17 protein-coding genes are annotated in these 21,154 nt (G+C 62.4%); 10 read left to right on the forward strand and 7 right to left on the reverse strand.

The features are described from left to right. Position 1: 1 nt before the first annotated feature. The 3 genes from L0U81_RS19275 to L0U81_RS19285 form a co-directional block, all read right to left on the reverse strand. Positions 2-991, reverse strand: a complete 990-nt coding sequence (locus tag L0U81_RS19275; RefSeq protein WP_233805117.1) for an ABC transporter permease — start codon at positions 989-991, stop codon at positions 2-4. A gap of 97 nt (positions 992-1,088) precedes the next feature. After that, positions 1,089-2,090: a sugar ABC transporter substrate-binding protein gene (locus tag L0U81_RS19280; protein ID WP_233805118.1), complete on the reverse strand. Its 1,002-nt coding sequence runs from the start codon at positions 2,088-2,090 to the stop codon at positions 1,089-1,091. 375 nt (positions 2,091-2,465) lie between these two features. Beyond that, positions 2,466-3,509, reverse strand: coding sequence for a LacI family DNA-binding transcriptional regulator (locus L0U81_RS19285; RefSeq protein WP_233805119.1), 1,044 nt, complete (start codon positions 3,507-3,509; stop codon positions 2,466-2,468). Between the two features lie 194 nt (positions 3,510-3,703). Between L0U81_RS19285 and L0U81_RS19290 the strand changes: the two genes are divergently transcribed. From L0U81_RS19290 to L0U81_RS19310, 5 genes are all read left to right on the forward strand, one after another. Next, on the forward strand, positions 3,704-4,870 hold the full coding sequence (locus tag L0U81_RS19290; RefSeq protein WP_233805120.1) for an ABC transporter ATP-binding protein: 1,167 nt from the start codon (positions 3,704-3,706) through the stop codon (positions 4,868-4,870). A 20-nt stretch (positions 4,871-4,890) separates the two neighbouring features. Then, positions 4,891-6,867 carry a beta-galactosidase gene (locus tag L0U81_RS19295; RefSeq protein ID WP_233805121.1) on the forward strand — a complete coding sequence of 659 codons (1,977 nt, stop codon included), beginning with the start codon at positions 4,891-4,893 and terminating at the stop codon, positions 6,865-6,867. Positions 6,868-6,955: 88 nt separating this feature from the next. Next, a complete protein-coding gene (locus tag L0U81_RS19300) occupies positions 6,956-8,209 on the forward strand; it encodes an ABC transporter substrate-binding protein (RefSeq protein WP_233805122.1) in 1,254 nt (417 codons plus the stop codon). 57 nt (positions 8,210-8,266) lie between these two features. After that, positions 8,267-9,241 (forward strand): carbohydrate ABC transporter permease, encoded by a 975-nt coding sequence (locus L0U81_RS19305; RefSeq protein WP_233805123.1) that lies wholly within the window; start codon positions 8,267-8,269, stop codon positions 9,239-9,241. A 10-nt stretch (positions 9,242-9,251) separates the two neighbouring features. Then, the gene (locus L0U81_RS19310) at positions 9,252-10,103 is read left to right on the forward strand and encodes a carbohydrate ABC transporter permease (RefSeq protein WP_233805124.1); all 852 of its coding nucleotides are present in this window, start codon (positions 9,252-9,254) and stop codon (positions 10,101-10,103) included. Positions 10,104-10,377: 274 nt separating this feature from the next. Here the strand turns inward: L0U81_RS19310 and L0U81_RS19315 are convergent, their stop codons facing one another. After that, positions 10,378-12,555: a hypothetical protein gene (locus tag L0U81_RS19315; protein ID WP_233805125.1), complete on the reverse strand. Its 2,178-nt coding sequence runs from the start codon at positions 12,553-12,555 to the stop codon at positions 10,378-10,380. An 809-nt stretch (positions 12,556-13,364) separates the two neighbouring features. On the opposite strand from L0U81_RS19315, the gene L0U81_RS19320 reads away from it, so the two are divergent. The 4 genes from L0U81_RS19320 to L0U81_RS19335 all read left to right on the forward strand — a co-directional run bounded on the left by L0U81_RS19320 (position 13,365) and on the right by L0U81_RS19335 (position 16,135). Beyond that, positions 13,365-13,697 (forward strand): DUF2322 family protein, encoded by a 333-nt coding sequence (locus L0U81_RS19320; RefSeq protein ID WP_233805126.1) that lies wholly within the window; start codon positions 13,365-13,367, stop codon positions 13,695-13,697. Positions 13,698-13,947: 250 nt separating this feature from the next. Beyond that, a complete protein-coding gene (locus L0U81_RS19325) occupies positions 13,948-14,238 on the forward strand; it encodes a hypothetical protein (protein WP_233805127.1) in 291 nt (96 codons plus the stop codon). Between the two features lie 286 nt (positions 14,239-14,524). Continuing rightward, on the forward strand, positions 14,525-14,752 hold the full coding sequence (locus L0U81_RS19330; protein ID WP_233805128.1) for a hypothetical protein: 228 nt from the start codon (positions 14,525-14,527) through the stop codon (positions 14,750-14,752). Between the two features lie 510 nt (positions 14,753-15,262). Next, entirely contained in the window at positions 15,263-16,135 is an 873-nt protein-coding gene (locus tag L0U81_RS19335) for a sterol desaturase family protein (RefSeq protein WP_233805129.1), read from the forward strand. Here the strand turns inward: L0U81_RS19335 and L0U81_RS19340 are convergent, their stop codons facing one another. Together L0U81_RS19340 and L0U81_RS19345 are read right to left on the reverse strand one after the other, a co-directional pair. Continuing rightward, complete coding sequence (locus L0U81_RS19340) at positions 16,136-17,281, reverse strand: MFS transporter (RefSeq protein ID WP_233805130.1); 1,146 nt, start codon at positions 17,279-17,281, stop codon at positions 16,136-16,138. After that, a complete protein-coding gene (locus L0U81_RS19345; protein ID WP_233805131.1) occupies positions 17,278-18,072 on the reverse strand; it encodes a DeoR/GlpR family DNA-binding transcription regulator in 795 nt (264 codons plus the stop codon). Before L0U81_RS19345 ends, L0U81_RS19340 begins: the two co-directional genes overlap by 4 nt. Before the next feature lie 324 nt (positions 18,073-18,396). On the opposite strand from L0U81_RS19345, the gene L0U81_RS19350 reads away from it, so the two are divergent. Further along, a complete protein-coding gene (locus L0U81_RS19350) occupies positions 18,397-20,532 on the forward strand; it encodes a tetratricopeptide repeat protein (RefSeq protein ID WP_233805132.1) in 2,136 nt (711 codons plus the stop codon). Here L0U81_RS19350 and L0U81_RS19355 read toward each other — a convergent pair. Further along, positions 20,527-21,123: a molybdopterin-dependent oxidoreductase gene (locus tag L0U81_RS19355; protein WP_233805133.1), complete on the reverse strand. Its 597-nt coding sequence runs from the start codon at positions 21,121-21,123 to the stop codon at positions 20,527-20,529. The two genes, L0U81_RS19350 and L0U81_RS19355, sit on opposite strands and share 6 nt — an antisense overlap. Positions 21,124-21,154: the final 31 nt, after the last annotated feature.

Consider the following 21,154-nt stretch of genomic DNA (forward strand, 5'->3'; position numbering starts at 1 on the left):
TTCAACGGCCGCGGTGCGAGAGTTTATCGGCGGCGACCGCGAGAATCACGAGCATGCCCGTGATCAACACCTGGTACACCGAAGAAACGCCGATCAACGTCAGGCCGTTGCGGAATACGCCGACGATCAGCGCCCCAAGCAAGGTGCCGACGATCGACCCGCGTCCGCCGAACAGACTCGTGCCGCCAAGCACGACCGCGGTGATGCTGTCGAGGTTCTCGGTCTGCCCGGCCTGAGGATCGCCGACGCCGGTACGGGACACCGACAGCAGTGCGGCGATGCCATAGATCGCGCCGGCGAGCGTGTACACGATCAGCAGGATCTTCTGCGACGACAGGCCCATCAGCCGCGCGGCTTCGGCGTTGTTGCCGAGCGCGTACAGATGCCGGCCGGGCACCGTGTCGCGCAGCACGAACCACGTGGCCAGATACATCAGCAGCGTGAGCACGGTGCCGTACGTGACTTCCGCAGCTCCGACCCTGAACGTGTTGCCGAAAAACATGATCGCGTCGGGCAGGTTCGACACGCTTTCCGCGTTCGAGTAGATCTGCGTGAGCGCGAACGCGATGTTCAGCGTGCCGAGCGTGACGATGAACGCGGGCAGTTTGATACGCGTGATCAGCAGACCGTTCAGCAGGCCGAACAGGGTGCTGGCGCCGATGCCGCACAGAATCGCGAGAATCGGGGGCACGCCGAGCACGACCGCGAACTTGGTCATGATGATGGAGCCGAAGGCCATCACCATGCCGCAAGACAGGTCGATGCCACCGGTCAGCACGATCAGTGTCTGGCCGATCGCGATGACTGCGACGACCATCGTCTGTTGCAGGATCAGCGACAGATTCTGGAACGATAGAAAGCGGCCGCTCTGCGAGATAAAGAATCCGCAGGCCAGCACTAGCGCGATCAGCGGTCCGATTTCGGACAGCGACGGCAGGTGCTCGGTGAAAGACGGGCGCGGGCGGCCGGCTGGCGCGGAGGGAGTCGACATGATGGCAATCCTCGATACATGAGCGTGACGTGAAGGTCACGCGGCAATTCAGGTGGCGGCCCGGTACGACGCGCAACGGGCCGCTGTGCGATGCGCGTTACTTGCCCCAGCAGTTGTCGAGGCCGAACTTCGTATCCTTGCTGTCGATGCCGGACATCGGCTTGTCGGTGATCAGGGTGACACCGGTGTCCTGATAGCCGGAGACCTTCTTGCCAGTCTTGGCGAAATCGACGCCGGCGGAGACGCCGAGCGCGGCCATCTTCAGCGGATACTGCTGCGAGGTCGCCGCGATCGCGCCGGTCTGCACGTTGCGCACGCCTTCACAACCGCCGTCGATCGACACGATCATCACGCCCTTGTCCTTGCCCGCTGCCTTCAGCGCACGATACGCGCCGGCCGCGGCCGGTTCGTTGATCGTGTAGACGACGTTGATATCGGGTGCTTTCTGCAGGCAGTTCTCCATCGCCGTCTGACCTTTCGCCTGATCGCCGCGCGTGTCCTGGCTGCAGACGATCGACGGATCGCCTTCCTTCACGCCGAAGCCTTCGAGGAAGCCGTTGTGACGCAGCACGCCGACCGACACGCCCGGCGCGAGATCGAGCGTGGCGATCTTCGCGGGCTTGCCGTTCATCGCGGACCTGGCGTATTTGCCGATCAGCACGCCGGCCTTGAAGTTGTCGGTGGCGAAGAGGGCGTCGGTCGCGTCTTGCGGATCGGTCGGCGTATCGAGCGCGACGACCATCACGCCGGCGGCGCGCGCTTTCCTGATGCTCGGCACGATCGCCTTGGTGTCGCTCGGCGTGATCAGGATCGCTTTCGCGCCGGCCGTCATCATGTTTTCGATCGCGGTGACCTGGCTCGCGTTGTCGCCGTCGAACTTGCCGGCGGCCGTGATCAGTTTCGCGCCGTCTTTCGACGCGGCCGCATCCGCGCCCTGACGCATCTTGACGAAGAAGGGGTTCGTATCGGTCTTCGTGATCAGGCCGATGACGGGCTGGTCGGCGGCCTGACTCGCGCTCGCGCACCACACCGCCGCTGCCGCGGCGCACATCGACACGATTGTCCTGGCGACAGGACGCCTGCGGGAATTCAGATTCATGGGACGCTCCTCCGGTTATTTTGCAACGACGTTTGGGACTGCAGATGACTGGTGAAAGCGAGGCTGCGGCCTCGACGTTTGGCGGTGACGCTTCGATCCGATGTTGCGCGAAGGGAATCGCCTAAATCACTTTGGTTGATTTAGTACAGCAGGCGCGCGGGCGCTCGTCAAGGAAATGTGAACACCGGAAAATTGATGCGCAGGGAGCGGCGCGCGGGCTGGGAGCCTTGTGTGATAAGGCTTTGACGCTTTGTTGCAGTGCGGAGTGGAGCGCCTCCGCTTGGGGAAAGTCCTGGCTCGCCTGAAAGCTGTTTGAAGCCTTGGCGATGGGTTTTCAACGCAATTTGCTGCGTCGATCGGGGCGTTACGGCCACATCAACGTGAACGCGGCGCGGCGGTCGACGCTCGCACGACCAGTTTCGGTTCGGACGAAATCCGCATCGGCACTCGCGCCGTCCCGTCCCGCACGTCACGTCCGCCCTGTCCGTACGACGTCTCGATCAGCTCGCGCAGCAGTTCCACTGCAAGCCCCGCAACCTCGACGGTCGGCACGGCCACCGTCGTCAGCGCGGGGCGCGACTCGCGCGCGAGCTGGATGTCGGTGATGCCGATCACGGACAGATCGTCCGGTACGTGCAGGCCGAGGTCCGCGGCCGCGTACATCGCGCCGAGCGCGGGCAGGTCGTTGGTGGCGAAGATCGCGGTCAGTTGCGGATCGGCTTCGAGCAGCGCGCGCGCCGCGAGATAGCCGCCATGGAGCGTATCGACCGCATGCCGCACGCGACTCCTCGTCACGCCGGCCGCGCGCAATGCGTCGACGAAACCTTCGTAGCGCGCCGCGTGAATGCCCGACGCCTTGCTGCCGACGATCGCACCGAAGCGCCGATGCCCGAGTCCGAGCAGGTGCTCGCCGGCCAGCTTGCCGGCCAGCCGGAAATCGACTGCGACGCACGGCAGCCCCGGTGGTTCGGTGGGCCGCTCCCACATGCACAGCACGACTGGCGTGCCGCGCGCTTCGGTCTTGTGCAGATCGGCGAAATCGAGGTTCGCGTTCGTCACAAGTACGCCTTCGGACAAGGTGCCGGCGATCTGGTCGAGGTACGCGCGGCCGGTCAGCGGATCTTCGTTCGTATTGCAGATGATCACGAAATGTCCGCTCGCGCGCGCAGCGCGTTCGACCGCGAGTGCGAACTCCGGATAGAACGGATTCGCGATGCTCGATACCATCAGCGCGAGCGTCGGCGCGCGGCCCTCGGCGAGCGCGCGCGCGGCGAGATGGGGGCGGTAGCCGAGCGCCGCGACCGCGTCGAGCACGCGTTGCCGGGTCGTTTCGCCGACGCGGCCACGCTTGCGCAGCACGTTGGACACCGTGGCTGGCGTGACGCCGGCGTGACGCGCGACTTCGCTGAGTGTGGGCATGATGTTGTCAATATTTGGGATGGCTGTCCGACATTTGCATCGCGGCGTGAGGCGCGGCAACATCTGTCGTCAACCAATGTACAAAACGATATCGGAGACAGACCCAACGATCGCCTTGCGATCGATTTTTTCGGTCTTGCTGATTAAGCGCTTAATCTCCGACTTCGCGCCGATTAAATCACGGAGTCGATGCAATGGCGAGCATTTCATTACGAGGCGTGCAGAAGGCGTATGGCGACGGTACGCCAGTGATTCGCAACGTCGATCTGGAGATTGGCGAAAACGAGTTCTGCGTGTTTCTCGGACCGTCGGGTTGCGGCAAGTCCACGCTGCTGCGCATGATCGCCGGGCTCGAGGATCTGACCGACGGCGACCTGTCGATCGGCGGGCAGATCGTCAACGACGTGCCAGCCGCACAACGCGGCGTCGCGATGGTGTTCCAGAGCTATGCGCTGTTTCCGCACATGAGCGTGTTCGAGAACATGGCGTTCGGCCTGAAACTCGCGAAGACCCCGAAGAATGAAATCGATCGCAAGGTGCGTGAAGCCGCGCGCATCCTGCAACTCGAGGCACTGCTCGAGCGCAAACCGAAGGCGCTGTCGGGCGGGCAGCGGCAGCGCGTCGCGATCGGCCGCGCGATCGTGCGCGAGCCCGGCGTGTTTCTGTTCGACGAACCGCTGTCCAATCTCGATGCAACCTTGCGCGGGCAAACGCGCGTCGAAATCGCGCGCCTGCATAAGCAGTTTGCGAAGGCGAGCGTGGTCTACGTGACGCACGATCAGATCGAAGCGATGACGCTCGCCGACAAGATCGTGCTGCTGCATTCGGGCAAGGACACCGAGCGCTACGGCAGCATCGCGCAGATCGGCGCGCCGCTCGAGCTGTATCACCGTCCGACGAGCCGCTTCGTGGCGGGCTTTATCGGCTCGCCGCGAATGAATTTCCTGCCGGGCAAGGTGGCTTCACTCGATGCGCAAGGCGTGCTCGTCACGCTCGATCACACCGGCGAAAACGTGCGCGTACCGGTGAGCAGCGCGGGATTGCAACCAGCGCAGCCGGTCACGCTCGGCGTGCGTCCCGAGCATCTCGAGTTCGTCGATGCATCGGCGACCACGAACGCGGCGAGTTCTCAGGACGGCGTGCTCGGACGCACCGTATCGCTCGTCGAGCAGCTTGGCGAACACAGCTACGTTCACCTCGATCAACCCGGCGGCGCCGTGCTGATCGCCAAGGCGCCGGGCAACACCCGCCTCGCGCCCGGCGATCGCGCGAGCCTGCGGGTGCCCCGCACGGCCTGCCATCTGTTTACCGAAGACGGCTTTGCGGCCGCGTCGCTCGAATCCGTCGAACACTACGTTTGAAGAACATTGGGGACATAGGGATGCGTATTGGAGTCTGTTATTACCCGGAGCACTGGCCCGAGTCGATGTGGGAAGACGACGCGCGCCGGATGAAAGCACTCGGCATCGCACATGTGCGGATCGCGGAATTCGCGTGGAGCCGGATCGAGCCGACGCCCGGCGAATACGATTGGGGCTGGCTCGATCGCGCAGTCGATGTACTCGGCGCCGCTGGCCTGAAAGTGGTCATGTGCACGCCGACCGCGACGCCGCCGAAGTGGCTGATCGATCGTCATCCGGACATCCTGCCGGTCGGCGCCGATGGACGTCCGCGCGCGTTCGGCTCGCGGCGTCATTACGACTTCTCCTCGCCCGCTTATTTCGAAGCATCGAGGCGCATCTGCACGGCGGTGGCCGAACGCTATGGCAAGCATCCGGCGGTCGCGTACTGGCAGACCGATAACGAATTCGGCTGCCATCACACGGTGGTCAGCTATTCGCCGGCGGCGCTCGCGCGCTTTCGCGAGTGGCTGAAGGCGCGTTATCGCACGATCGAGGCGCTCAACGAGGCGTGGGGCACCGTGTTCTGGAGCATGGAGTATCGCAGCTTCGACGAAATCGACGCCCCCGTCGGCACCGTGACCGAAGCGCATCCGTCGCATCGGCTCGACTACCGGCGCTTCGCATCTGACGAAGTGGCGCGCTACAACCGCATGCAGGTCGAGATCATTCGCGCGCATTCGCCAGGGCGGCCCGTCGCGCACAACTTCATGCAGCTTTTCACCGAGTTCGATCATTACAAGGTCGCGGCCGATCTCGATGTCGCAACGTGGGACAGCTATCCGCTCGGCGCGCTCGAAGAGCAGTGGTTCGCGCCGGACATCAAGGCGCGCTGGTTGCGCAGCGGTCACCCGGATTTTGCGTCGTTCAATCACGACGTGTATCGCGGCATGTCGAAGCTGCCGTTCTGGGTCATGGAGCAGCAGCCGGGACCGGTGAACTGGGCGCAGTGGAATCCCGCGCCGCTGCCGGGCATGGTGCGGCTGTGGAGCTGGGAAGCGTTCGCGCACGGCGCGGGCTGCGTGTCGTATTTCCGCTGGCGTCAGGCGCCGTTCGCGCAGGAGCAGATGCATGCGGGGCTCAATACGCCCGATAACCGGCTCGATGTCGGCGGGAATGAAGCGGCGCAGGTGGCTTCAGACATTCGCACGGTGCTCGCCGCCAATGCCGACGCGAATGCGGCCATCCGCTCGAAAGTCGCGCTCGTCTACGACTACGAAGCGAAGTGGTTGTTCGAGATTCATCCGCAGGGCGCGGACTTTCACTATCCGCGTTTCGCGTTCGAGTACTACTCGGCGTTGCGCGCGCTCGGACTCGACGTCGACGTCGTGCCGGCCGATGCATCGTTCGATGGCTATAGCCTGATCGTCGTGCCGCCATTGCCGGTCGTGCCCGACGACCTCGCCGGGCGCCTTGCACGCTCGGGCGCGCAAGTGGTGATCGGTCCGCGCACCGGATCGAAGACGCGCGACCTGCAGATTCCGGCGAATCTGCCGCCTGGCGCATTGTCGTCGGTGCTACCGCTGCGCGTGTGGCGCGTCGAATCGATGCGGCCGAACGTGACGGAAGCGGTGGTGCTCGAACAGAAGGGCGGTGCGGCCGATGGTGTCGCTCGCCACTGGCGCGATTTCATCGACAGCGATGCATCGTCGGCGCTCGAAGTGCGCGCGCGTTTCGCGGACGGTCATCCGGCATACGTGCGAAGCGGCCCGTTTCACTACTTCGCGAGCCTGTTCGACGACGCGCTGACGGTGCATCTGTTCGCGCAGATCGCACGGGAAGCGGGCCTCGAAACGCAGGCGCTCGGCGACAGCGTGCGCATCAGCCGACGCGGCGCGCTGACCTACGTGTTCAACTATGGAGATCAGGTCCATACGCTCGACAACATTCCCGACGACGCATTCGTGATAGGTTCACGCGAGGTGGCGCCGCAAGGTGTAGCGATCTACCGCTCGTAATAGAAGTCCAGCCGTAGCAACTCCACGCAGTCATTCGAAACAGAAGCGACAACGTCGCAAAAACCTTGGAATAAAGGAGACAGTCAGAATGAAACTGAAACCACGCAAGATTCTGCTGGCGCTCGCGCTGGCCGCGGTCGCCGCGGGGACCTCCGTCGTCAGCACCGCACAGGCGGGCACGCTCGCGCTGAATATCGCGTACAAGGGCGCGAGCCAGCGGGCGGTGTGGCAGCAGGTGGTCGACGAGTTCAAGAAGGCACATCCCGGGATCGACGTGAAGGTGTCGTTCATCGACGAGGAGGCCTACAAGGTTCAGTTGCCGGGGTGGCTTTCGACTGTCGCACCCGATATCGTCAACTGGCACGACGGCGAACGGATGGCGTATTACGCGCAGCGCGGCCTGTTCGAGGATCTGACTGGCGACTGGCAGAAGAACGGCTGGAACGAGATGTATGCGTCGACGAAGGAAGCATCGTCGTACAAGGGCAAGCAGTATGCCGCGCCGACCGTGTACTACTCGTGGGGGATGTTCTATCGCAAGGATCTGTTCGAGAAGGCCGGCATCAAGGGCGAGCCGAAAACATGGGACGAGTTTCTCGATGCCTCCAAAAAGCTCAAGGCCGCCGGCATTACGCCGATCGCGGTGGCGGGGCGTGACGCGTGGACGCTCGCCGGCTGGTTCGATTATCTCGATCTGCGCCTGAACGGCAACGCGTTTCATCAGAAGCTGATGGCCGGCGAGATTCCGTACACCGATCCGCGCGTGAAGAAGGTCTATACGACGTGGAAGCAATTGATCGACGACGGCTACTTCATCAACAATTCGCTGTCCTACGATCTCGACGCGGTGCAGCCGTTCCTGTTCCAGGGCAAGGCTGCCATGATGCTGATGGGTACGTTCATCGCGGCCGGTTTCCCGGATAACGTGAAGCCGCAAATGGGGTACTTCCAGTTCCCGATCATCGACTCCAAGGTGCCGACCGCCGAGGATGGGCCGGTTGAATCGCTCCATATTCCGTCGAAGGCGAAGAACAAGTCCGATGCGCACACGTTCCTTGCTTTCGTCGAGACACCCGAGATCGGCGCACAACTCGCCAAAGGACTCGGCTCATTGTCGGCGAACAGCAAGTCGCCGGAGCCGGAAGATCCGATTTCGAAGATCGGTTTCCAGATCCTGTCGAATACGAAGGGCGGTATTGCGCAGTTCTATGATCGCGACATGACGAAGGAAATGGCCGACGAAGGGATGAAGGGGATGCAGCAGTTCGTCTCCGATCCGTCGAAACTCGACGACATCCTTGCGCAGCTCGAGCAGACGCGTCAGCGTATCTACAAGAAGTGAGCGGCGGCGGCCGCGAGGCCGCTGTCCGATGCATCAGAATGGATCGGGAGATTGATCGTGTCGCATTCCGTCAGCCGTCATAGCGTCGGCGCTCCTGTTGAATCCGGCGGCCCGGGCTTGCCGGCGTCCGGCGGCGCGTTGGGCGGCGCGTCTGCCGCGTCGCGCCGGCGCGGGCCGACGCCGACCGCGCGGCGGCAGCGCCGCGCCGCGTTCCTGTTTCTGGCGCCGGCCTGCTTCATGGTGGCCGTGTACGTCGTGTGGCCGATCCTCTCGACGATCCGTCTGAGCTTCTTCAACTGGGATGGGATGACCGAGCCGACCTTCATCGGCCTCGCGAACTATATCGAGCTGGTCCACACGCCGACGTTCTATACCGCGCTGAAGAACAACCTGATCTGGCTCGTGCTGTTTCTGTTCGCACCGCCGATGGGCCTCGCGGTCGCGCTGTATCTGAACCAGGCGGTGGCGGGCATCCGCATCGTCAAATCGCTGTTCTTCGCGCCGTTCGTGTTGTCGGGCGTCGTGGTCGGGCTGATCTTTTCATGGTTTTACGATCCGACCTTCGGCCTGCTCGCGATGATGCTCGGCCACGGCGTGCCGGTGCTTGGCGATCCGCGCTACGCGACGTTCGGCATCGTGTTCGCGGCACTGTGGCCGCAAACCGCGTACTGCATGATTCTTTATCTGACCGGCTTGACCACGTTGAACGCGGAGCAGATCGAAGCCGCGCGAATGGAAGGCGCGCACGGCTGGTCGATGCTGTGGCATGTGATCCTGCCGCAATTGCGACCTACGACGTTCATGGCGATCGTCGTGACGATCATCGGCGCGCTGCGCAGCTTCGATCTGATTTCGGTGATGACGGGCGGCGGTCCGTTCGAAAGCTCGACGGTGCTCGCCTACTTCATGTACGACCAGGCAATCAAGTATTACCGCATCGGCTATTCGGCGGCGATCGCGGTGGTGCTGTTCGGCATCATGCTCGTCTACATCGTCTATCACCTGCGGCGGATGCTGCGCGCCGAGCAATAAGGAGCCGCTGATGTTTCCGATTCCGATCGACAAATGGAAGCCCGCCACGCGGCGCGCGTACAAACTGACGTTGCCGATTGCACTCTTGATCTGGCTGCTGCCGATGATCGCGGTGCTGGTCACGTCGGTGCGTTCAACCGAAGAACTGAGCGAGGGCAACTACTGGGGATGGCCGAAGCACTTCGCGATGTTCGATAACTATCGCGAGGCCTTGACCACTTCGCCGATGCTGCACTACTTCTGGAATAGCGTGCTGATTACGGTGCCGTCGGTAGTGGGTTCGATTGCCCTCGCGGCGATGGCAGGCTTTGCGTTGGCGATTTATCGCTTTCGCGGAAATTCGACGTTGTTCGCGACGTTCGTCGCGGGCAATTTCGTGCCGATCCAGGTGCTGATGATTCCGGTACGCGACCTGTCGTTGCAACTCGGGTTGTTCAATACCGTGAGCGCGTTGATTCTGTTTCATGTGTCGTTCCAGACCGGCTTTTGTGCGCTGTTTCTGCGCAACTTCATCAAGCAGTTGCCGTTCGAACTGGTGGAGGCGGCGCGCATCGAAGGGGCGAACGAGTGGACCGTGTTCTTCAGGATCGTGCTGCCGCTGATTCGTCCCGCGCTCGCGGCGTTGTCGATCCTCGTGTTCACGTTTGTCTGGAACGACTATTTCTGGGCGTTGTGTTTGACGCAAGGCGATGACGCCGCGCCGATCACCGTTGGCGTGGCGGCGCTGAAAGGGCAGTGGACGACCGCGTGGAATCTCGTTTCGGCGGGATCGATTCTGGCGGCGTTGCCGTCGGTCGCGATGTTCTTCGCGATGCAGAAGCATTTTGTCGCGGGCTTGACGTTTGGTGCGACGAAGGGGTGATGCTGTTCATCGCCGCATTCAACGCTGCACGTGCACTATCGAGCGGCCGCTTGCCTTCGCTTGCTTTGCTCGCAAGTTCCGCGGCCGCTGCCATCCACGGATGAGCCAACGCGACGACGCTCGCGCTTGCGGCATAGGCATCTGGATGCCGCATTGTTCCGGCGCTGCGATGCCTTAACAAGGCAACTTCTCCTACTGGTATTGCCGATACCTCTATCAACCTGCAAATGAGGCCTTCCTCCCTGAGAGCAGGAAGGAAGGCCGTTTGCCGCTATCAGGCCGGATCAGCGTACTTCAGCGTCCACGTCAGCTTACGGCTGGCGCCGCCCGTCAACGCGAACGGGTTCGTCGTACAGGCGAAGTTGGAGTGCAACTGTCCAATCGGCGTGGTCGACAGTGGGTTCGTCGCACCGTTGACCGTATCGAACTGCGACAGCGCGCAACTATCGAAGCCCATCGCGGCGTAGTTCGTCGCGGGGCCATTCGTGTAGCTGACCGAGTAGCCGTCGCTATTCGCCGTCGTGTTCTGGAAGTCCGCGAACGACGTGTAGTCCGTTTCCACCGCGAGATTACCCGTCAACGTTCCCGAGCTCAGCGTATCGGTGCGCGTGATCGTACCCTTGCCGAACGTCATCACAGTATGCAGCTGCAGATCGAGATCCGTCGTGTACAACGCGTTCTTGGCCGCTTTCCTGAACTGCGTGGTGTCGAACGTGACGACCACCTGACCATTGGTTTCCTGCACGTTCAGATTCTTGTAGTACGTGACCGGGAGATAGGTGTTGCCGTTGTACGTGACCTGCGGAATCATCAGCGCATAGCTGAGGTCCGTCGTGCCGTACGCGAGATTGTCCGAAAACGGCGTCGGATAATACGGCGTGTACGAGTTGTAGTCGGGCGCCTGGCTGAGGTTCAGGTTGATCACGCGCTTGCCGTCGCGCACGGTGATGAGCGCGGCGCTATACGGATGCGCGGTATCGGTCGGCTGGTTGTACCAGGTCAGCGTGTAGTGCGGAATCGCGTCGAGGTAAGCCTGCATGTCGGTATCGGACAGCGGCGCCTTGCCGTTGAAGCCAAGTTTGTCCCACCACGCGTTCACGTACATGTACTGATGCAGCAGGCTGAAGTTTTCGCCCATCACGCGCGGCTTGCCGCGATACGAGTCGGTGCCGCGCCCCTTGACCCACATGTTGACGGACGGTGTCGGCAGCGTCGGGTCGTACCAGAAGTTGCTGAAGCGCAGAGCCGACTTGTAGATGTACGTATAGGCGACCTTCATTTCCTGATCGGTCAGGATGCCGGCATTGGCCGCGGCGGTCAGCACTTCCATGAAGGCCGAGTCGCCGTACGGGCCGATCGAGCGGCCATAGTTGAAGCCCTGGCCGTTGGTATTGAGCTGCGGAAGAATCAGGTTGACCGAGTTGCGCAGATACGATTTCAGTTCCGGCGTCAGGTTCGCCTGATTGCCCATTTCCAGGGTGCGCTCGGTCACTTCGCCGATCAGCAGCGTGCTGTAACGGTCGTATCGCGCCTGGTCGTAATAGGTGGTGTGGGTGTTCGACGCTTCGTCGGAGAAGCCGCCCGACGAGTCGTTGCGAATGTGCTTCGTCAGCGTATACAGCAGCGCGTCGCGCGCGGTCATCGTGGCGACGGTCGCGTCCGTGGTCGACGAAAACGTCGGATTGCTCCAGCCGAGCTTCTGCCGCAGCCCGGCGATGCCATACGACACCGCGTAGTAGTTCTGCGCGGTATTGAGCGACGCGACGTCGATCGGGGTGCCGGCCGCGGGGCAGGTGTTGGTTTTGCCGCTGGCATCCGCGCCGAACATGTCGCAGAAGTTCAGGCGTGCCTGGAGCGTCGTCAGCATCGAGTCGCTGAACACCTCGTTGAGCATGCCGTGCGACTGGAAGTTGTTGAGCGCCACCAGATAGTAGTACTCGCCCCAGGACGTATTCGCATACGTGTAATTGGAGCCGGTCATCTGCGTCATCATCGCGGTCGTGATTTTCTGGTAGGTCGCCAGATAATCGGCGTAGGCCGGATCGCCTTTCGTTTTCATGTCGATCAGGATCCACGACAGGCCGAGCGCGAGCTTGCCGGGCAGGAATTTGTCACCGGTGTTCGTATCGAGCACGTGGACGGGGCTGCCGTCGCCGAGATCCATCACGACCTGGGTGAAATCGGACGATTTTCTGATCAGATCGAACAGCGCTCGCATTTGCCCCATCATCGTGATCGGAACGCCGGCGCCCGTCGGCACGCTGGTATCGGCCGCGCCATAGACGACTCCATGCAGCGAAATAGCGCCGTTTTTCGACGGATCGGGCGTGCTCGTGGACGCGGCCGACGAAGAGGCTGAATCGTTATTCACGCCGCCGCCACAGGCGCTGAATAAAAGCGCGGTGGCAACACTGAGGGCAAAGGCGAGCGTCGTTTTCTTCGAGGAAAGCATTTCGTCTCCAGATTTTCATTGAATGGCGGTGCGATTAACTTTTCCGATATGGATTGATTATGTGTTTATCTCATTCAATGAATTAATGACCGAAATCATCCGGTTGGCCGCCAGAAATCGTGCGCCACAAATAAAACATCAGTCGTCGGACAACTAAATGCGATCGACAAAGCGCCGCCCTGCAGCGGGGAATGACTCATCCTCGTTGCTAGTGGCTTTCTGGCCCTTTATCCCTTGCTGATTGGGCGTCTCCTCAATCGACTATCGCTGCGACGCAGCATAACGATTACAACCTCTGACGATTTTCGTTACATCAATATTCAGTAAGACGTAGGAGATCATATCTCAAGGTAGATTGCAAGCGGGGTGAAACGCCGGCGAGCGGCGATCTCACCAGCCTGCACCGCGGAAATGATCGGATATTCCGTCGGTTGATCCACATTCAGGTTTCTTTTATGAAGTGCGATTTAATGATCGATTCGACATGGATTATCGAGCCGATTAATTTCATGAAAGTTTGTTAGGTTCCCAAACTATTTGCTCGTCGCGAGGTCGGTGCGTTGCTTGAGTCTCTAGACTGGCTTCCTTCGAAAACAATTGCACGGTAGGACGTTTCGTGGTCTTTGAGTCGTATAGGTTAAACGTTTTCCTTATCCTGAAGAGGCGATTGCCTGCGCGGAAAAGTAGCTAGGAATCCTAGTGATCGGGTGCGCGTGCCGGACCGTCGAGCCCGCCGATTCACACGCTCATCACCCATCGGATAAGATACGGCCCGCCATGTATTTTTTAGAACGGAAGGAGTGGTTTCAATGATCGAACCGAGCAACATTTTTAAGGAAAATCTCGCCAGAATGCCGGCGATCGACGACATCGAGCGCATCGATCTGGTCAACGGCAGCGGTACTGTGGTCGCGAGTATCGAGAACAAGCCGGGCAAGCAGGGCTCGCTCGCGGTGTACAACTACCTGCGCGGCGCATTCGGTACGCTCGACGCGAAGGCGGCCGAACACGGCCTCGCGCTGTTCGCCGAGCATACGGCCGACGCGCGCAACCGTCCGGGCGCGCATCCGAACGTCGACCACCTGCTGGCGATCGTCGCTGGCGCCGAGGCATTGCGTATCGACGTCGTACCGGCAGCTTAAGGCCGCGCGTAGTCTTTTCTCGCTCCCCTAAGGTAGACGTTTTCCTGGTCTTGCCGCGAATCCCGACGCGCCCCGCGACTGGATTTGCGGCGCCACCACCGGTGATCGCTCCGTAAAAACCCTTGGTTTTGCCGAAGTCCCCGGATTGGCTTCAGATTCGGCTTCTGTTCGACAAATTGAAACGCATGGGCCCGGCGCACACTGAGTTCGTCCCATCGCGCATATCGCGCCTTTCCGTCAGGAGCCCCGGATGTCTTCCCATCACAACAAACCCCGCCGGTCCGACGACGACCAGCCGGAACTCACCGCTTCGGAACGAGACCAGCCGACACCGCGTCCGGACGACGATGCGATGCGCAAACTGCAACGCGGTTCGGAAGCCATCTTGCGTCTCGCCACTGAAGCACACGCAGCCGTCGCTCGTAGCGACGCAGCGGGCGCACAAGCCGCACGCCAATCACTCGAAACGCAGTTGACGTTCACCACCGGTCTGATCGACGAACTGCTGTTCGGTGCGCCCAAGCGATCCACGCTGCATTGACAGACCACGCGGCAGCACCATCGTACTAACCCGTAGTCCCGACGTTCCGGAAACTGACGTGAGCGCTTTGACGATAGTTCTTTGTATCTGGGCCATGGTCGCGTTTTGCGCGGTCCTGTTTATCCGCGGGGCGAGTCCGCGCGTGGAGCGTAAGACGCAACATCCGCGCGTTCGTCCGTCGCGCTATTCGATCGCGGAGTAGCAACGAGGAACCAACGGGGTAACATGAGGAGCACCGGCGCCACGGCCGGCCTGCGCCGACGATGTTCCCACCGGAGGTTCTCGTATGGACACACATTCGATTCTCGGCATGTTGCATGCCGAAGAGGCTTTGCTAGTCTCCATCGTGCGGTCGCTGCCTGAGGACATCAAGCGCCGGATCGCCAACGACTTTCACGAGCAGGCGCAACTCGCCGAAAGCTCGCATCTGAATCCGACCACGAACCGTGAAACAAGCGACGCGTTCAAGGCCCACGTCCGGCGCCTGTCGAACATGCTTGCTTCGTTGTCTTAACTAAAGCGGCGTTCGCACGGCTGAGTCGAATTCTTTAGGACCGTCCTCTCATTTGTTGGCCGTCAGACCGGCTACGACCCGCTTGGCGTTTCAGCTTTGCGACATGCCGGTCCACGCGGGGAAGGTGAGATTTCGTTGCATGACGCACCGGCAATTCTGACCGGTACCGGCCGCAAACCTTGGCCTGCCAGTGCGCATTCGGGTTTTCCCGCGCGCGTTTAACGACGTGCGATCCGGCACGACGGCGCGAAGCGATGACCTCGCCATTTTTCCGTCCTTGCGGGCGAATCCAAATTCGCGGCAGCCTCGCCCCAAAGGGCGCTTGCGCGCCGGCCAGCGGACTGCGAAGATCACGCTAACGCTCCTGCCGCTGCCAAATCCGCGACGTGTCTGATGTTTGCGGCGGACAGTTCCAGTCGCAACGCCGCTGTTCGGGCCGCAGCCCGTCACGCGAATGCCTGCGCACGAGTGCTCACGACGCGGTATGCGTCCGCTGCACCAGGATATTCCATGTTAGCGTCGAGCCCGTTTCCCGCCTTGCTGCACCACGCGAGCCTGTGGCTACAAGGCTATGCGCTCGTGCTGGTCATGACGGGCCTCGGCGCATTGCTCGAGCGTCGCTGGCCGGCCGCGTTGTTGCAGTCGCGCGCGGGGCAGCGTTTGAACATGGCGTATGCGGCCCTATACCTGGCGCTCGTGGAGGTCACCAAGCCGCTTACAGCGGCCGCGAGCGTCGCGATCGTGAATGCGCTCGGCGGCGGGATGGTAGTGCTGGTATCACGCGGGTGGGGCGCGCTCGCTTCGTTCGTGATCGTGCTGCTGACGATCGATTTCCTCGAGTACGCGTTTCATCGGTTACAGCACACGTGGCCCATCCTGTGGAAGCTGCATTCGCTGCACCATAGCGCGGTGGATTTCAACGTGACGATTACGTTGCGGCATCACTGGCTGGAAGTGCTGATCAAGGGCTCCCTGCTGTACCCGCTCGTCGGCGTGATGTTCAAAGTCGAGCCGTGGATCGTCGGTGCGACCTCGATCGTGTTCATGTTCGGCAACTACTTCGCGCATCTGAATCTGCGCGTGGACCTCGGCCGCTACGTCACGTGGGTCATCAATCCGCAGTATCACCGTCTGCATCACTCGATTCGCGCCGAGCATTTCAATCACAACTTCACGCAGCTATTGCCGATGTGGGATCACGTATTCGGCACGCGCTGGGTGCCCGCCAAACACGAATGGCCCGCCACGGGTCTGGACGACGGCGCGCAACCGCGTTCGCTGCTCGGCGCGTTCAGTTGGCCGTTGGGGCAGCACGCGAGGCGCGATGCGGCGCCCGCCCGTAAGCCGGTTGCTGTTCTCGACAAGCAAGCGAAACAGCGCTGACTACGCAAGTTGTGCGCTACGCACCGCTTTGCCGCCCAGCAGCGACACGGTCAGGGTAGCCATCACGAGCACGCTCAACGCGGCGCGCAAGCCCAGCACGCCGGCACCGAAGCCGATCAGCGGCGGCCCAATCAGAAAGCCCGCATAGCCGAACGTGGCCGCCATCGATACGCCGATCGCGGGCGTGGCACTCGAGCGGCCCGCCGCGCTGAAAATCACCGGAACGATATTCGCGAGACCGATGCCGACCATCGCGAAGCCGACGCACGCGGTCAGCACCGTCGGCAGGCTCAGCACGAGCGCGAGTCCGGCGAGCGCGATCAGACCGCCGAGCGCGACGACCTTGCTCGAACCGAAGCGTCGCACCGACGCATCGCCGGCGATCCGGCAGGCCGCCATCGAAAACGCGAACGCGGAGTAGCCGATCGCGGCGACGCTCGCTTCCTGGTTCAAAGTGGAGCGCAGGTACACTGCGCTCCAGTCGGCCACCGCGCCTTCGACGAGCATGCACAGAAAGGCGAGCATCGCCAGTTTCATCACGCTGCTGTCGGGCCATGCGAAGCCACTCGACGCAACCGCCGTGCGCGGACCGATATCGCGCAACGCAAACGACGCCGCGAACATAATCAGGATTGCGATGAATGCATCGGGCGCGAGCAGACCGCCCACGACGCCGACGCCAGCCTTCTGCAACATCGCGCCGCTCGCCGCGCCAAGCAGACCGCCCGCGCTCCACGCCGCATGAAACGACGACATGATCGGCGCGCGCCAGCGCGTTTCGATCGCACTCGCGTGCCCGTTCATTGACACGTCGAGCGCACCGTTCGACGCGCCGAGCGCAAACAGCACCACGCACAAGGTGAGCATGCCGGGCGCGATGGCGGGTAACGGCAGTGCGATCGCAAATGCCGCGCCGAGCAGCGCGGTGGCGCGGCCGCTGCCAACGCGCGGCGCGAGATGTCCCGCGAGCGGCATTGCGACGATGGCGCCGAGCGCGAAACAGAACAGCGCAATGCCGAGCGACGTGTCGCTGAGCGCCAGGCTTTCCTTGATACGCGGCACCTCGACTGCCCATGCACCGATGCCGAAACCGTTGGCGAGAAAGACGGCAAGCGTCGCGACGCGTTCTCTGATGAGTGAGTTCAAGGGCGCGCCACCATCACGTTATCGCAGGCGCTCTGAAGGCTCGCGACGCGCGCGGCCGGCACGTCCGCTTCAACGAACAGATAATCGACCGCCGACGCAGGTGCTACCGCGAACGGCGCCGCTGTCATCAGCTTTTCAGAGGTCAGCGCGATGGCGATCTGGCCGCTGGCCTTGACCATCGCGCGTTTTAGTTCGGCATCCTCCGCGTCGAACGCGGCGACACCTTCTTCGGGATCGTATGCGCAGGCGCCTAGAAAACAGAGGTCCGCGCGGATCTGCTGGATCTGCAGCAGCGCGGTCGCGCCGAGCGAGCCGGCCGCGCCGCGCGCGATGCGGCCGCCGACCAGTATCACGTCGAATCCCGGCCGCTCCAGCAGGCGAGCGCAGGCCTCGGGCGAGTTGGTGACGACGGTCAGCCCGGCGTTGTCGGGCAGCGCCGCCGCGATCGCGACGTTGGTCGAGCCCGCGTCAAGCAGCACGATCTGCTTCGGACGAACGATCGATACGGCCGCCGCGGCAAGGCGCGCCTTGCGATCGACGGCTTCGTGCATGCGCAGCGCCGCGGGTTTGCCGGCGGGTGATGTCAGCAGGGCCCCACCGTACACGCGTTTGCAGTGGCCCTGATCTGCGAGATCGCGCAGATGGCGGCGCACCGTGTGCTCCGAGGTCTGCAACTGGGCGGCAAGCTCGGCCGCGAGCACGCGACCATGCGTGCGCAACCGCTCCAGAATCAGTGCCTCGCGCTGCTCGGGCAGTAGCCCGTTGATCGCTTCTTCCCGCGTTCGCTGCATGGTCCCGCCTCCGTTTCAGCGTAAATCGATCATAAACGAGCAAAATGTATCGTAAACGATCGTAGGACGCAAGCAGCGCGATGCGGTTCGTTCTGAACTTCGGCGACCCCGTTCAGTTTCGTTCGCGATCACCGGCCGAAACCGTTCATTCGTATTGACGGATATAGCGGTGGATTAGACGGTAAAAATGCGCTTACTTCGGGGCGCTGAGACCGAGGCGAATCACTTATGCTGTGAAATCGCGCGAGGTGCGCGTATTGAAACGACAGCGCAACCGCAGCGCACCCACAGCACGAAAACGCCGCTGAAACATCGCCACGACTCATGACACTCACGCTGCCGCCTGCCTCTTCGATCGCCGACATCAACCAGAGGGCCGTGTCGTTATGTTCGGCCGGACAATTCGCCGACGCCTTTGCGCTCGTCACGCCGCTGCTCGAAGATTCCACCTTGCCCAATGATCAGCGGGCCGATGCCTTGAAGATCGCCGGCGCGTGTTCGTTCGCGCTGGGTCGGTGGGCGGACGCGGAGCACTTCTGGCGTCAGTGCCTGTATCTGAAGCCCGATTACGCGGACGTCTACGCGAGTCTCGGCGCACTCTTCAGGTCGCTCGGCCGCTTGCCGGCCGCGAAATCGACGTATCGGCAACTGGTGTCACTGCGCCCGCTCGACGCGAACGCGCGTTATCAACTCGGCAACGTGCTGTACGGGCTAGGCCACCGCGCCGAAGCGGAGGCGGCGTATCGGCAGGCGGTGACGATTCACCCCGATCACGCCGAAGCGCATTACAACCACGGCATCGTGCTGCGCGAACTGCAACGCCCGCAGGAAGCAGAAGTGGCTTATCGTCATGCGCTGCGTGGCTTGCATGACCACGCCGAAGTGCACAACAACCTCGGCAGCGTGCTGATGGATCTCGGGCGTCTCGCGGAAGCGGACGCCGCCTATCGGGAGGCGCTGACGCTGAAGCCGCAGTATCCGGAAGCGCTCAATAACCTCGGCGGTGTGCTCAAGGCGATGCAGCGATTCGCGGAAGCGGAGCTGGCCTGCCGGCTCGCGCTGGCTATCCGTCCCGACTACGCGGAAGCGCACCTCAATCTCGGCGCGGTGCTCGTCGATCTCGATCGGGTGAGCGAAGGGGAGGCGGCGTACCGGGAAGCGCTCGTGCATCGGGCGGATTACGCGCAGGCGTATTACAACCTCGGCGTGGCGCTAGCCAGGCAGGAGCGCTTTGCGGAAGCCGAGCAGGCTTACCGCGGCGCAATTCGCTGTCAGCCGGGGCTTGCCCATGCCCACAACAATCTCGGTTGCGTGCTGCGCGTGCTCGAGCGCTTTCCGGAAGCGCTCGACGCGTTTCGCCAGGCGCTCGCGGTGGTGCCGCATCTCGCCGAGGCGCATGCGAACATTGCCAATGCGCTGACGCAACTGAGGCGCTTTGCCGAGGCCGAAAGCGCGTATCGGAAAGCGATAGATTTGAAGTCCGAATATAGCGAGGCGCGTTTTGGTCTCGCCGTGTTGCTGCTCAGCCTCGGCCGCTTCGATGAGGGCTGGCAGCTTTACGAATGCCGCTATGAACAGCCCAATTTCATTCATCGAAAGACGCGGGAGCTGCTCGGTTGTCCTCAATGGTTGGGCGAGCCGCTCGCCGGCAAGTCCGTGCTGCTTTGGCAGGAGGACGGCCTCGGCGACATGCTGCAATTCAGCCGCTATATTCCGTTGCTGAAGGCGCTGGGGGCGACCCATATTTCGGTGGCGTGCGCACCGGCGTTGCATCGGCTGATCGCCAGCATGGACGGCGTCGATGCGATGCTCGAGCACAAAGACGCGCTCGCGCAGATCGCGGAGTACGACTGCTGGGCCAGTCTGCTGAGCGCGCCGGTCTATCTGCGCACGACAGTCGATTCGATTCCTCGCCCCGCGCGTTTGAGTGTCGATCCCGCGCTCGTCGAACAGTGGCGGCCCGCGCTCGACTCGCTGCCGCCCGGTCGCCGGGTCGGTCTGGTCTGGAAGGGCAACGCGAAACACCATAACGACGCGAATCGCTCGATACCATCGCTCGCGGCCCTCGCGTCGCTGTGGAGCGTGCCGGGCCTGAGCTTCGTGAGCTTGCAGAAAGGGCAAAGCGAGGACGAAGCGCGCAATCCGCCGGCCGCGCAGCCGCTGCTCGATCTCGGCGCGCGCGTGAGTGACTTCGCGGACAGTGCGGCGATCGTCGCGCAACTCGACCTGGTGATCTGCGTCGATACGTCGATCGCGCATCTTGCCGCGTCGCTCGGCAAGCCGTGCTGGGTGATGCTGCCTGAAAGAGACGTCGATTGGCGCTGGATGCACGAGCGCGACGACTCGCCGTGGTATCCGCACACGCTGCGTTTGTTCCGGCGCGAGCCGGGCGAGGATTGGGCAAGCTCGGTCGAGCGCGTGCGGCAGGCGTGCGTCGAGCGATTCGGCGGCGCGCTATGACGCCTGCGTGATCTGCATGTGATACAGGCCCCACGGCGACAATACGAAGCGGTCCTTCAGCGGCTTCGCCGCGAGCTCGGGAATCTGGTCCGCGTCGAAGATCGCCCATAACGGCCCCACGCCGCCGAGCGACAGCGGCTTGCCGTCCATCTGCGTCGCGACGATGAAGCGATACGCGCGCACGGTATCGAGCGTCGTCATCACCGCATAGCCATCGACCGCATGCATGACGATTTGGGTGTCGCCGGCGTCGGGCGCGCCGACATGCGCGAGCACGTCGGTGAGCAGCGGTCCGCTGAATGTATGCAAATGCGAGTCGTATTCGATAGTCGGATGGATCGTCACGGTCTTCATGCTGGCGAGCAATGGCAGGTCGATGCCATACGCTTGCGAAAACTTGACCTGATGTTTCGCCAGCAACTGATCGAAAGCCGGATCGAGCGCACCGCGATTGCTGTGCTTGATCGCGCCGGAGATCGTCAGGACGACTGGAGATCTCGCGCATTCGGCGTACTCGCGTTTCGCGCCGAATGCGGGCGCGGCTGCCGCGCCCAGCACAGCGGCACTGGTCAGGAACTGGCGTTTGTTCATTGTATTTTCTCCTGGCGTCGTTGAGGCGCGG

Origin of the sequence: Paraburkholderia sp. HP33-1 (assembly GCF_021390595.1) — a bacterium.
In the GTDB taxonomy this organism is placed as follows: Bacteria; Pseudomonadota; Gammaproteobacteria; order Burkholderiales; family Burkholderiaceae; genus Paraburkholderia.

Coding starts and splice junctions, on each gene's coding strand:
- L0U81_RS19275 (WP_233805117.1), bottom strand. CDS start 991: ATGTCGACTCCCTCCGCGCCAGCCGGCCGCCCGCGCCCGTCTTTCACC.
- L0U81_RS19280 (WP_233805118.1), bottom strand. CDS start 2,090: ATGAATCTGAATTCCCGCAGGCGTCCTGTCGCCAGGACAATCGTGTCG.
- L0U81_RS19285 (WP_233805119.1), bottom strand. CDS start 3,509: ATGCCCACACTCAGCGAAGTCGCGCGTCACGCCGGCGTCACGCCAGCC.
- L0U81_RS19290 (WP_233805120.1), top strand. CDS start 3,704: ATGGCGAGCATTTCATTACGAGGCGTGCAGAAGGCGTATGGCGACGGT.
- L0U81_RS19295 (WP_233805121.1), top strand. CDS start 4,891: ATGCGTATTGGAGTCTGTTATTACCCGGAGCACTGGCCCGAGTCGATG.
- L0U81_RS19300 (WP_233805122.1), top strand. CDS start 6,956: ATGAAACTGAAACCACGCAAGATTCTGCTGGCGCTCGCGCTGGCCGCG.
- L0U81_RS19310 (WP_233805124.1), top strand. CDS start 9,252: ATGTTTCCGATTCCGATCGACAAATGGAAGCCCGCCACGCGGCGCGCG.
- L0U81_RS19315 (WP_233805125.1), bottom strand. CDS start 12,555: ATGCTTTCCTCGAAGAAAACGACGCTCGCCTTTGCCCTCAGTGTTGCC.
- L0U81_RS19320 (WP_233805126.1), top strand. CDS start 13,365: ATGATCGAACCGAGCAACATTTTTAAGGAAAATCTCGCCAGAATGCCG.
- L0U81_RS19325 (WP_233805127.1), top strand. CDS start 13,948: ATGTCTTCCCATCACAACAAACCCCGCCGGTCCGACGACGACCAGCCG.
- L0U81_RS19330 (WP_233805128.1), top strand. CDS start 14,525: ATGGACACACATTCGATTCTCGGCATGTTGCATGCCGAAGAGGCTTTG.
- L0U81_RS19335 (WP_233805129.1), top strand. CDS start 15,263: ATGTTAGCGTCGAGCCCGTTTCCCGCCTTGCTGCACCACGCGAGCCTG.
- L0U81_RS19345 (WP_233805131.1), bottom strand. CDS start 18,072: ATGCAGCGAACGCGGGAAGAAGCGATCAACGGGCTACTGCCCGAGCAG.
- L0U81_RS19350 (WP_233805132.1), top strand. CDS start 18,397: ATGACACTCACGCTGCCGCCTGCCTCTTCGATCGCCGACATCAACCAG.
- L0U81_RS19355 (WP_233805133.1), bottom strand. CDS start 21,123: ATGAACAAACGCCAGTTCCTGACCAGTGCCGCTGTGCTGGGCGCGGCA.